11 protein-coding genes, 1 pseudogene, 1 riboswitch and 1 other annotated feature are annotated in these 12,566 nt (G+C 33.9%); of the genes and pseudogenes, 9 read left to right on the plus strand and 3 right to left on the minus strand.

Features of this window, described 5'->3' with window-relative positions; all coding sequences use genetic code 11:
* Together ABS911_RS12355 and ABS911_RS12360 are read right to left on the minus strand one after the other, a co-directional pair.
* Nucleotides 1-1,740: pseudogene (locus ABS911_RS12355) on the minus strand (ABC transporter permease/substrate binding protein); the annotation flags it as partial.
* On the minus strand, nt 1,733-2,929 hold the full coding sequence (locus tag ABS911_RS12360) for a quaternary amine ABC transporter ATP-binding protein (protein WP_034538576.1): 1,197 nt from the start codon (nt 2,927-2,929) through the stop codon (nt 1,733-1,735). The gene ABS911_RS12360 and the pseudogene ABS911_RS12355, both read right to left, overlap by 8 nt.
* A 460-nt stretch (nt 2,930-3,389) precedes the next feature.
* Here ABS911_RS12360 and ABS911_RS12365 point away from each other — a divergent pair, with 460 nt between their 5' ends.
* The 8 genes from ABS911_RS12365 to ABS911_RS12400 all read left to right on the plus strand — a co-directional run bounded on the left by ABS911_RS12365 (nt 3,390) and on the right by ABS911_RS12400 (nt 10,667).
* On the plus strand, nt 3,390-4,055 hold the full coding sequence (locus ABS911_RS12365) for an HD domain-containing protein (RefSeq protein ID WP_023177584.1): 666 nt from the start codon (nt 3,390-3,392) through the stop codon (nt 4,053-4,055).
* Nucleotides 4,056-4,104: 49 nt separating this feature from the next.
* On the plus strand, nt 4,105-4,599 hold the full coding sequence (locus ABS911_RS12370; RefSeq protein WP_350452317.1) for a GNAT family N-acetyltransferase: 495 nt from the start codon (nt 4,105-4,107) through the stop codon (nt 4,597-4,599).
* 89 nt (nt 4,600-4,688) lie between these two features.
* Nucleotides 4,689-4,792, plus strand: a riboswitch (TPP riboswitch).
* An 85-nt stretch (nt 4,793-4,877) separates the two neighbouring features.
* Nucleotides 4,878-5,438, plus strand: a complete 561-nt coding sequence (gene thiT / locus ABS911_RS12375; RefSeq protein WP_285836223.1) for an energy-coupled thiamine transporter ThiT — start codon at nt 4,878-4,880, stop codon at nt 5,436-5,438.
* A 153-nt stretch (nt 5,439-5,591) separates the two neighbouring features.
* Nucleotides 5,592-7,043 (plus strand): cardiolipin synthase, encoded by a 1,452-nt coding sequence (cls, locus tag ABS911_RS12380; protein ID WP_350452316.1) that lies wholly within the window; start codon nt 5,592-5,594, stop codon nt 7,041-7,043.
* 157 nt (nt 7,044-7,200) lie between these two features.
* Nucleotides 7,201-8,388 (plus strand): betaine/proline/choline family ABC transporter ATP-binding protein, encoded by a 1,188-nt coding sequence (locus ABS911_RS12385; protein WP_023177592.1) that lies wholly within the window; start codon nt 7,201-7,203, stop codon nt 8,386-8,388.
* A 14-nt stretch (nt 8,389-8,402) separates the two neighbouring features.
* Nucleotides 8,403-9,038, plus strand: a complete 636-nt coding sequence (locus ABS911_RS12390) for an ABC transporter permease (protein ID WP_023177594.1) — start codon at nt 8,403-8,405, stop codon at nt 9,036-9,038.
* 13 nt (nt 9,039-9,051) lie between these two features.
* The gene (locus ABS911_RS12395; protein ID WP_034536490.1) at nt 9,052-9,993 is read left to right on the plus strand and encodes an osmoprotectant ABC transporter substrate-binding protein; all 942 of its coding nucleotides are present in this window, start codon (nt 9,052-9,054) and stop codon (nt 9,991-9,993) included.
* Nucleotides 9,994-9,998: 5 nt separating this feature from the next.
* Nucleotides 9,999-10,667 (plus strand): ABC transporter permease, encoded by a 669-nt coding sequence (locus ABS911_RS12400; protein WP_350467812.1) that lies wholly within the window; start codon nt 9,999-10,001, stop codon nt 10,665-10,667.
* Between the two features lie 158 nt (nt 10,668-10,825).
* On the opposite strand, the gene ABS911_RS12405 is transcribed toward ABS911_RS12400, so the two are convergent.
* Nucleotides 10,826-11,152 (minus strand): hypothetical protein, encoded by a 327-nt coding sequence (locus tag ABS911_RS12405; protein ID WP_341048399.1) that lies wholly within the window; start codon nt 11,150-11,152, stop codon nt 10,826-10,828.
* A gap of 160 nt (nt 11,153-11,312) precedes the next feature.
* On the opposite strand from ABS911_RS12405, the gene ABS911_RS12410 reads away from it, so the two are divergent.
* Entirely contained in the window at nt 11,313-12,182 is an 870-nt protein-coding gene (locus ABS911_RS12410) for a DegV family protein (protein ID WP_251166105.1), read from the plus strand.
* A gap of 242 nt (nt 12,183-12,424) precedes the next feature.
* Nucleotides 12,425-12,472 (plus strand) — a sequence feature (sodium ion sensor (DUF1646 type); this cis-regulatory element may regulate processes involved in with the transportation of sodium ions).
* Nucleotides 12,473-12,566: the final 94 nt, after the last annotated feature.

Below are 12,566 nucleotides of genomic sequence, written 5' to 3' on the forward strand. Positions count from 1 at the left end.
CAGGATTTTCTTCAATCCAGGCTTCAGCTGCATCTTCAGGATCTTCTCCTTCAGAAATATCTAGCATAATGCTTTCCATTTCCTCAGTTGTCCAGTTAAATTGATCTAAAATTTGATAAGCTTCTGGCATATCTTCTTCTAAACCTTCACGAGCCATAGTGTTGATCGTTTCTGCTTCACCAAATGAACCTTCAGGATCTTCAAGATATTTCAAGCCATAAGTGGCGAACATCCAGTGTGGAGACCAACCAGTAATAACAATTTCTTCTTCATTTTGAATAGCTTGACCTAATTCAACAGTCATTGCACCAGATGAAGAAGTCTCAAGTTCCCAATCACTTAAATTATCGTAATCTTCTAAGGCTGTTTCAGTTGCAGCAACAACACCAGCACCGGGTTCGATACCTGTGATGCTCATTTCAGCTTCATCAGTAAGGTCTGCGATAGAATCTACATCCATGTATTCAGGAACAACTAAACCAACTAATGCGCCTTCTAAGTTCGTTCCAAGGTTAACCATTTGGTCGCCATATTCTTCAAATTGAGAACCATGAGTGGCTGGCAGCCATGCAGCTACCATAGCGTCAGCGTCACCGCTTGCTACGGCTTGCCACATTACAGCGTTATCTAAAGGTGTTAATTTTACATTATAACCTAAATCTTCTAAAACTTTACCGATCACGTGAGTAGAAGCGACTTCAGTATCCCATTCTACATAAGCTAATTCAATTTCTTGTCCTTTACCAACAGATGTATCCTCTGTTGAAGATTTTTCTGTTGCACAACCTGCTGCAGCTAATGATAATCCTAAACCTGCTGTGAGGCCTAAATGTTTCCAGTTTAATTTTTTCATAACTAATCCATCTCCTTTTTTTTTTTTAAAATAACATTCAATTATTTTTTATTTAATTTTTGTGTTAAACGATCAATGATAATCGCTAGAACAACTAAACCTAAACCAGATACAAAACCTGTACCGATTTGTGCACGTTGCAGAGAAGAAAGAACTTCTCTTCCAAGACCAGGAGCACCGATCATAGAAGCGATAACGACCATTGATAGAGCTAACATAACAGTTTGGTTGATACCAGCCATGATTGTTGACTTAGCTAATGGAAGTTCTACTTTGAATAACTTTTGAGCACCAGTGCTACCAAAAGATTCTGATGCTTCAACTAATTCAGCTGAGACTTGTCTGATTCCTAGATTTGTAAAACGAACAGTCGGTGGAATTGCAAAAATCAATGAGGCAAACACTCCTGGAACCATACCAATCCCAAAGAAGGCAACTGCGGGTATTAAATAAACAAAAGCCGGCATTGTTTGCATAAAATCCAGTATAGGAGCAATAATGGTATTCGCTATTTTACTTTTAGCCATTAAAATACCAAATGGAACTCCAATAACAATTGATAATAAACTAGCAACTAGTACTAGTGTTAAAGTGCTCATTAACTCTTCCCAAAGTCCTTGATTATAGATGAACCAAAGCCCAATGATTGAAAATGTTGCTAAGCCAAATTTCTTTTTTGAAGAGAAAAAGGCGATCACAGCAATAATCAAAATAAATAAAATGGGTGGAAGTAGTAATAAAGTGTCTGTTACAAATTCCATAGCAATCTCAGAATATTTTTGTATAGGGTCAAACAAAAATGCAAAAGTATCTGTTATCCAACTTGTGAAACTTTCTATTGCATCAGCTACAGGTAATTCTGGAATAATATCTAATAAATTAAACATTTTGCAGCACCTCACTTTCTCCTGCAAGAGCGGCTATTACAGCACCTCTGACAATAATACCTACTAATTTTCCTTCATCCACAACTGCTACCGGAGTAGTTGAATCATGAATAACAGAGAAGATATCGTTCATGGAAGTTGTTCTTGTAACAGTTGGGATATCGACTTTAAGGATACTTTCAATTGTTTGAATATTTTTCTTACGTGCTTCCGAAGCATCTTCAGCTGTAATATAGCCTAAAAGATTGCGTTGGCTATCTACAACTAACATACTAGAGATTCCTTCACTGCGCATTTGTTCTAATGCAAAACGAGGACCATGGTTTTTAATATTTAATGTTTCAGGACGTTGCATGATGTTTTCAGCAGTTAATACTTTAGAGCGATCCACATCTTCAACGAATTTTTCAACGTAGTCATTTGCAGGATGAGTCAATATTTCTTCAGGAGAACCAATTTGCACAATGGAACCATCTTTCATTAAAGCAATTTTGTCGCCGATTCTTAAAGCTTCATTTAAATCATGCGTAATAAAGATAATCGTTTTTTTAACATTTGCTTGAAGTTCAATTAATTCATCTTGCATTTCACGACGAATTAAAGGATCTAACGCAGAGAAAGCTTCATCCATTAATAAAATCTCAGGATCATTCGCTAAAGCACGTGCAAGACCAACTCGTTGTTGCATTCCACCTGATAATTGACTAGGATATTGATCTTTATAATCGCCTAATCCAGCGTTTTCTAAAGCTTTTTGAGCTTTTTGTTGTCTCACAGCTTTATCAACACCTTGAATTTCTAATCCATATTCAGTGTTTTCTAAAATCGTACGGTGAGGGAAGAGACCAAAGTTTTGGAAAACCATACTTAATTTTTCTCTTCTGACTTGGCGCAAGGCTTTTTTATCCATAGTAGATAAATTTTTATCATCGATGTAAATATTTCCTTTAGTAGGATCGATTAAACGATTAAACATGCGGACAAGAGTAGACTTTCCACTACCTGATAATCCCATGATGACAAAAATTTCACCTTCTTCAACTGTAAAGCTAACGTTGTTTACTCCTACAGTGGCCCCAGTTTCTTTAAAGATTTCTTGCTTAGATTTTTGTTGGTTTAACAACTCTAAGGCTTGTGTTGTTCTTTTACCAAAAACTTTTGTAACATTTTCAATAGTTATTTTTGACAAAAATAACATCCCCTTCCTTTTTTTATTTATGAATGTCAACTAGTGAATCAAAATGAATAAAGTACAATCTGATAAGGATAGAATCAAAACATAAATTGTTATAGAAACCATTCGTAAAATGGCTGATTTCTTTGAAAAATGTTTAAGAAAAATCGACATCTATTCATTAAAAAAAAACTTTTAAAATGAAGCACAATAATCAGTGTAACATGAATAAAAAAAAATGAAAAACAAAACCATTTTCAAAAATAAGCTTTAATACCGTTGTTTTACCTTGACGACAGACCTGAGAGGGGGAATAAAAAAAATAAAAAAAGTTTTTAAAAGCGTTTTCTTTTTAGGTTTCTTGTAAAAAAAGATAAAAAATAAGATATAAAAATTGACATATAACTTGTGGTTTTTTAGTGGGATTGATAGACTTATTTTGAAGTGCTGGAAGAGTACAAATGAGGTGGAAAAAATGTTAACAGATTTACAAAAAAAAATTATTGAACATACAGAAGACTATGTATATAAATTATTAAAAGATGATGCTAGCGGTCATGATTGGTGGCATATTCATCGAGTCAGAAATTTAGCAAAAAGTATTGCAAAACAAGAACGTAAAGAAATAAATTTCTTTATTTGCGAGATGGCGGCTCTTTTACATGATGTGGCTGATGAAAAAATGAATAAAACAGAAGCTGATGGGGAGAAGAAAGTTAGAAGTTGGCTTTCAACTCATCCTATAACTGAAGAAGAAACAGAACAAATAATGGATATCATTCTTCACATGTCATACAAAGGTGGGACAAATAAAACTAAATTGACTTCAATAGAAGGAAAAATTATTCAAGATGCAGATAGATTGGATGCAATAGGAGCAATTGGGATCGCTAGAACAATGGCCTATTCAGGTTCAAAAAATCGATTGATACATGATCCGGAAAAAAAACCACGTGAACATCTTACTATAGAAGATTATCGTTCTGGAGAAGATACAGCTATTATGCATTTTTATGAAAAATTGTTAAAACTAAGGGAAGAAATGAATACAACTCCTGGGAAAAAGTTAGCAGAACAAAGACATGCTTTTATGGAACACTATTTATCAGAATTTTATGCTGAATGGGATGGGGACAGGTAAGGTAGGCTTATAAAGAGGTTTAATACAATAAATCAGTGGAGGTTAGTGTATGAATAGGATGGAAAATATTATACTAAGAGAAGCAACAGTAGGCGATGTTTCTATGATAGAAGATTATATAATAGAAAAAAATCCTTACACAGTGATGCCTATGGTCGGTATGACTGAAAGTTTACATGAAAATGAAAAATACCCTATCTTGATCTTAGACCAAGATACGATGGTAGGTTTCTTTATCCTTCAAACAGGAAATTCGGTATTAAACTATGTCTCAAATCCCAATGCTATTCTTTTAAAAGCCCATTCGGTCGATAAACGGTATCAAAAGCAAGGATATGGAAAAGCTTCAATGGAAAAATTACCGGAGTATATAGAAGAGCGATTTTCTTCTATTAATGAGATTGTTTTGTTGATTGATTACGATAACATCAGTGGACAAATGATGTATTTAAAATCAGGATTCAAAGATACCAAAAAGAAAGTAAAGGAAGCAGATGGGTATAAGTTTGTTTACTCAAAAATACTTGAGGGCAGTCTAGTTTAATCTGCTTAATAGTTGAATCATCAAATCGTATATTGACAAAAAATCAGTATAATTGTACTATATTATATGGAAGTAAAATTGAATGAACAACCATCACAAAGGGGTGCTGTAAAAAGCTGAGATTGAATCAATAGATTCTAACCCTTGGAACCTGTTCGTTAGTACGAGCGTAGGGATTGTGACGGGGACGAAATAATAGTGTTAAAATGATTATTCGGACTCCTCCTTTGATGTGTGGCACTGTTCAACACATGAAGGAGGAGTTTTTTTTGAGTAGTATGAGGTTACGTGTTTGGATAGAAGGGACGATAGTTGCCGCTTTAGCAATTGTGTTATCTTTGATTCCAACCAATATTGGAACAGGATTTACAATTTCGTTAGGGATGATTCCGTTAACGTTGTTTGCATTTAGGTATGGTTTTATAGCAGCGTCTGCATCAGGATTTTTATGGGGAGTATTGCATTTCTTAGTTGGAAACGCTAGTATATTGCATCCATTACAAGGATTTATAGAATATTTTGTTGCTTTTGCTTTTGTTGGTTTTGCAGGTCTGGTAAGCAGACCTATCCAACGATCTTTTAAAGAAAATAAAAAACTAAAGCAATATCAATTAATTGTCTTTGGAACGATATTAGGAACAGCAGCTCGTTTCTTCTGGCACTTTATTGCAGGGTATTATTTTTGGGGAAGTTATGCTCCAGAAGGAATGAATCCTATTTGGTATTCATTTATTGCGAACGGTGGAAGTGCACTCGTTACTGGAATAGTAACAAGCGTTGTATTAATCATCATAGCTAAAACGACTCCAATGTTGTTTTTACCAAAAAGTAAACATTAACCATTTTTTTTAAGGATAAATAAGTGAGAGATTGTGGCAGCTGCCCAATCTCTTTTTTGGTAATGAATTCCTGCAGTTCGCTAGTTTGTAGTAGCTAAAAAATTAGGGAAGTAGTAAGATTGACTAATAATAAAGTTGGAGAGGAATACGTCGATGCAGATTATCACATACATACTTTTGGGTTTTTTCTTTTTAAATATCGTTTTTGCTGTCATTACGGTTTTTCGTGAGAAACGAGATATTGCTGCTACTTGGGCATGGTTGCTTGTATTGATTCTTTTACCAGGAATTGGATTCATTTTTTATTTGTTTATTGGGAAAAAATTGACCCGTGAAAAGATATTTGATATCAAGTCTCAAGAAAATATAGGAATGCCAGAGCTCGTACAAGCTCAAAAAGAAATGTTAGCAGAGGATGAAAATTTATTATCTGCTAAACAAGCTACTGAAAACGCAAAAGAAATGGCAAGTTTATTTTTAGAAAGTGACGAATCAATTTTAACTAAAGGAAATAAAATTGAATTGTTCACTGATGGAGCACAGAAATTTAATTCTTTAATAGAAGATATTTCTAAAGCGGAGCATCACATCCATATGATCTATTACATTATCCATAACGATAAAATAGGAAAACGTGTTCTTAAAGCCTTAGAAGAACGTGCAGCTGCTGGAGTTGATGTTCTAGTTATCTATGATGCTTTAGGTTCTCGATCGTTAAAGCCTAGTTTTTTTAAAAAATTAAAAAAACTAGGTGGCAAAGCTGAACCTTTCTTCGGTTCAAAATTTCCATTGATTAATTTACGTTTTAACTACCGTAATCACCGTAAAATTGTGATTATTGATGGGAAAATTGGGTATACTGGCGGTTTCAACGTTGGAGATGAGTATTTAGGCGAGTATAAGAAATTTGGCTATTGGAGAGATACCCATTTAAAAATTCAAGGAAATGCTGTCCTTGCATTACAAAGTCGATTTTTAATGGATTGGAATGCAGCAGTTCCTAAACATAAATTGGAATATGAAGAAAATTTCTTCCCTTTAATTGATAAAAAAGGGCATACGAACGTACAAGTCGTTTCGAGTGGCCCAGATTCAGATCTTGAGCAAATCAAAAAGGGTTATATTAAGATGATCAGTATGGCTAAAGAGTCTGTTTTTATTCAAACGCCTTATTTTGTTCCAGATGATTCAGTATTGGAATCTATTCAAATTGCTATAATGTCTGGGATTGATGTTAAAATCATGATACCGAATAAACCAGATCATCCATTTATTTATCGGGCTACCATGTATTATGCTGAAGCTATGGCAGCAGTTGGTGCAGAAGTATATATTTACGATAATGGATTTTTACATGCAAAAACAGTAGTTGTGGATGGAGATATCTGTTCGATTGGAACAGCTAATTTTGATATCCGTAGTTTTAAATTAAATTTTGAAGTAAATGTTTTTATCTATGATGCTAAGATTGCTCAGCAACAGCAAAATTTCTTTTATGAAGATATGAAGAAAAGCTATCTACTGACAAAAGAAATCATTGATAATAAATCTAAATGGATGAAATTTAAACAAACTTTTTCTAGATTATTTTCTCCAATTCTATAAACTCATAAGCTAGCTAAAGAAAGATTTTGGAATACTAATTCCAAAATCTTTTTTTATGAGAAAAAATTAATCAAAAATCGTCAAATTTGATTAGAGTTAGTATGTTTGAGATAATAGTTTTGCATATGGTCAAAAAATAGAAAGAATATATAAAGAGGTGAGTGTATTGATAGAATTTAAAGATGTTTCAAAAGTATATAAAGGTGGGAAAAAAGCAGTCGACGCTATTAACCTTACATTTAATGATGGAGAATTTATTGTGTTTATCGGTACAAGTGGAAGTGGGAAAACGACTTCTATGCGAATGATCAATCGTATGATTGAGCCGACATCAGGACAAATTTTAATTAATGGGGAAGATATTATGAAAAAAGACCCTGTTCAATTAAGACGTAAAATCGGTTATGTTATCCAACAAATTGGGTTAATGCCTCATATGACAATTTATGACAATATTGTCATGGTTCCTAAATTATTAAAGTGGTCTGAAGATAAACAACGAGAATCAGCTGAACGACTACTTGAAAAAGTAGATTTACCAAAAGACTTTTTGGAACGTTACCCAGCAGAACTTTCTGGTGGACAGCAACAAAGAATTGGTGTTATTCGTGCTTTGGCTGCGAACCAAGATGTTATATTAATGGATGAACCTTTTGGAGCACTAGATCCTATTACTAGAGATGCTTTACAAGAATTAGTGAAAGAATTACAAGAAGAGATGGGAAAAACGTTTATTTTTGTTACCCATGACATGGATGAAGCTTTAAAGCTGGCTGACCGCATTGTGATTATGCAAAATGGTCGTGTTGTTCAATTTGATACGCCGGATAATATACTAGCTGAACCGGCTAATCAGTTTGTTGAAGATTTTATCGGTGAGGACCGATTGATTCAAGCAAGACCAAATATTCAAACGGTAGACCAAGTTATGATAAAAAATCCAATCTCTGTAACTCCTGGAAAATCTCTTTCAGAAGCGATTCGTTTGATGAGAGATAAACGAGTCGACTCCCTATTTGTTACGGATGACTCTGGTGTCTTAAAGGGGTATGTTGATATAGAGAGAATCGATCGTAATCGTAAACGGGCTACAAGTGTAGGAGATATTATGATGGATAAAGTTTATTTTGTTCGAGAAGGTACTCTTTTAAGAGATACTGTTCAAAGAATTTTAAAACGTGGATTTAAAAATATCCCAGTCGTGGATAATAAAGATCGGTTGATTGGTTTAGTCACTCGTACGTCGCTCGTAGATGTGGTTTACGATACAATATGGGGTGAGGAAGAAGACATCACAAGTGGAAATGTTTTTGAAACGACCACTCCTAACGAGAGTAATGAATAGAGGAGGAAAAAATAATGGCTGAATTTTTTGCAACAAATGGCTCTGATTTACTCCTGAAAACGTGGGAACATTTCTACATTTCAGCATTTGCTTTGGCGTTAGGTGTTATTGTGGCTGTCCCTTTAGGAGTATTATTAACAAGATTTGAAAAAAGTGCTAAGTTTATTATCGGCTTAGCAACAATTTTACAAACTGTCCCTTCTTTAGCACTACTAGCTTTAATGATTCCTCTATTTGGAATTGGAAAGGTGCCTGCAATCGTTGCATTATTTATCTATTCTTTATTACCTATTTTAAGAAACACTTATATAGGAATGAATGGAGTAGATACTAATTTAAGGGACGCAGGTAAAGGAATGGGAATGACCAGTCTACAGTTGATAAAAAATGTCGAATTACCTCAAGCCGCACCGGTTATTATGGCAGGAATTCGCTTGTCAGGTGTTTACGTTATCTCATGGGCTGCATTAGCTTCTTATATTGGTGCTGGGGGATTAGGTGATTTTATCTTTAATGGATTAAATCTTTTTATTCCTAGTTTGATTATTGGGGGAACCATACCTGTAACCATTCTTGCATTATTGACAGATTTTGTACTAGGAAAATTAGAAAAAAAAGTAACGCCTAGAACTGTGCAAGGAAATGAATAGGAGGGCTTCAACGATGAAGAAAATTCAAAAAATTGCTGCCCTTTTTATGGCAGCGATAGTATTAAGCAGTTGTTCGTTACCTGGGTTAGGTAGTGGATTTAATGAAGAGGGAATCACAATAACGGGTGGTTCTACTACAGAACAACAAATTATAGGTTATATTGTTGAAGGTATGGTTGAGCATTACATTGATATAGATGCTCAGATTGTAAATAATTTAGGATCATCTTCTTTAAATCATCAAGCTTTGGTTGGTGGAGATGCTAATGTAGCCGCAATTAAATATACAGGAACTTCTTTAACAGGTGAATTAGGAAGAGATCCGATCACTGATCCTGAAAAAGCATTAGAACTTGTTGTGGATGGATTTGCTGCTGAATTCAATCAAAAATGGTTTCCAACTTATGGTTTTGCAAACACGTACGCTTTTATGGTGACACAAGAACTTGCAGATCAATATAATTTAGTTACCATTAGTGATTTGGAGGACGTAGCGGGTGAATTAAATGCTGGAGTAGACTCATCTTGGATCCAGCGTGAAGGAGACGGGTATGCTGCATTTCTAGATACTTATGGCTTTGATTTTAACCGTGTTTATCCTATGCAAATCGGATTAGTTTATAATGCCTTACAAGCTGGAGAAATGGATGTTGTGTTAGGTTATTCAACGGATGGACGTATTAAAAGTTATGACTTAGTTGTGTTGGAAGATGATAAGCAATTATTTCCTCCATATGATGCTAGTCCAGTTGCGACTTTTGAAGTATTAGAAGCCTATCCTGAATTAAATGAAGTATTATCAAAATTACAAAATTCTATAACGGATGAAAAAATGCAAGAATTAAATTATATTTCAGATAACAATTTAATTGAACCTAAAGTTGTAGCAGACGACTTTTTGAAAGAAAACAATTATTTTGAATCAGTTGAGGTAAACGAAGGAGGAGGCGAATAATAATGATGGCACAAATGAATTTATGGGAACAATTAATTTATTATTTTTCAGAAAATGGTCTTTATATTTGGAGCCAATTTTTTCGTCACTTCTTAATTTCGATTTACGGTGTAATTTTTGCAGGGATTGTTGGAATTCCAGTTGGTTTCTGGATTTCTCGACATGGAAAGTTAGCTGACTGGGTTGTTGGAGCAGCTAACGTCATTCAAACGATCCCTTCGTTAGCCATGTTGTCTATCTTGATGTTAGGGTTGGGGTTAGGTGTAAACACCGTTATTACAACAGTATTTTTATACTCATTACTCCCTATTATTAAAAATACGTACGCAGGAGTTCGAAGTGTGGACAAAAATATTTTGGATTCAGGTAAAGGTATGGGTATGACAAGATGGCAGCTAACCTATATGGTTGAACTTCCTTTAGCTTTATCGATCATTATGGCCGGAATTCGTAATGCTATGGTAGTCGGGATTGGTGTAACTGCAATCGGAACGTTTATTGGAGCCGGTGGTTTAGGTGATATTATTACTCGGGGCGTAAATGTAACCGATGGTGGAGCAATCATCCTCGCAGGTGCAATGCCAACTGCTTTAATGGCAGTTATCAGTGACCTCTTCTTAGGTTGGATCGAGAAAAAATTGGATCCAACAAAAAGTAAAAAATTACTATCTTAGAAATAAATGTTTGTCATTAAACTAAGCAATACAAATACAAAAAGACTCTCCTTTTAGATTCATTAGATAACTGGTATCTAATAATTATATGGAGGGTCTTTTTATTTATAGGAATTAGTGAAGTGAAGGAAAATGTTAAAGTGAGGGAAAGGATTCAATTAGGATAAACGGATATGTCTTATATTGTTGGGATTAATTAAGTAAGTCATATGAGTAATTGTATTTTCTAGAATGATTTGAGGTTTCTTAAAAGGTGCATATCTAATATAACCAGTAACTTCTGCTGAAAAAGAAGATTCTGCCAAATGATTCAACTGTACAATTATTTTTTTCTTTTTAGTAAAGGCTTGGTTTAAGAAAAAAGTAATCTGTTCTTTAGGCATTTGTGTTAAAATCTCTAATTCACTAGCGGCGTCAGTTAAAAAGAATTTTTTTTGCAGAAAAGAAAAGGGATGAACTTGTTCTTCTAAAGTGTTTTTTTTCATCTTTATTCCTCCGAACGTTTGTTTGATATTTATATTATACGAACAAACGTTCAACAAAGCAAGCTGTTTAAATTAATTTTTAAAAAGTTTCTATTTTTCTGAAAAAATGGCATAATAAGTGAGTGAACTGAAAGATTTAGTAAAAAAAGGGGTTTTAATAATGGATTATAAAATTATTGCAGATTCTTGTTGTGATTTGCCACTAGATTTTATAAAAGAAAATGATATAGAAATTATAAATTTAATTATCAATCTTGAAGGAAAAGATTATATAGACGACATGGGTGAAACATTTGACCGTGATGCCTTCTTTGAAGCTTTAAAGAATGGTGCAATGGCCACTAGTTCACAAATCAATATTGGTAAATTTATCGAAGTATTCAAAAAGTATGTTGAGAAAGGTCAACCAGCTGTATTTTTAGGTCTATCTTCTGCATTAAGCGGTTCTTATAATAATGCTGTAACAGCAGTAGAAATGCTGAAAGAAGAATATGATGAAGTAAATATTACAGTAGTCGACTCTAAAGCGGCTTGTCTTGGTGAAGGCTTATTGATATATGAAGCTGTAAATCGAAAAAATGCAGGACAATCTTTAGAAGAAGTCGTGAGCTGGTTAGAAGAATATAAAATGAAACTTCATTCCTGGGTAACCGTAGATGATATTAGGCATCTTGAACGTAGTGGAAGAATCTCTTCAGTCTCTGCAACCCTTGGCAGTGTTTTAAATGTAAAACCTATCATAGTGATGAATGAAAAAGGTGGTTTAGTACCGAGTGCTAAAGTCAGAGGTAGAAAAAAATCGCTGCATTATTTAGTTAATAAAACAGTTGAAGGTATAGTAGATCCTGAAGACCAAACTCTTTTTATTGGACATGTCGGTGTTCAAGAAGAAGCTGAATGGATCAAAAAGGAAATTGAATCTAAAATCAATGTTAAAGATATACAAGTATATCCTTATGGACCTACCATTGCTTCACATACAGGATTTGGCTCTATTGCATTATTCTCATTTGGTGAGGTAAGAAAATAAGCGGTATTTTTAATTTGATAATGTCTTAATAAGTAAGATAAAATGTCGATATACTAATGAAAGTAATCATTTACTTTTTTATTCATCTAAGTATTTACTGAGATTTATTTATCTAAAAATGAGACTAAACGTATAGAGGTTTTTGTTAAAAAAAAAACGCTTTATACGTTGGATTTCAGGTGTTTATGATTTGACAAGTAAAGAGTGCTATGTTAAATTATGCTTAGTTGAATAAAAATAATGGTTGGGCATTTGCTTTCAAGGATGAATTCTTCAAGGGGTGAGAAGAATGATTCTTAAGTGATGTCTTTTTTTGTATTTTAAGGAGGTGTATGAATGAGTTTAGAAGCAATTGAATACGTTAAAGAAGCGGAAGAAAGAGCC

This window comes from Carnobacterium sp. (genome assembly GCF_040274425.1).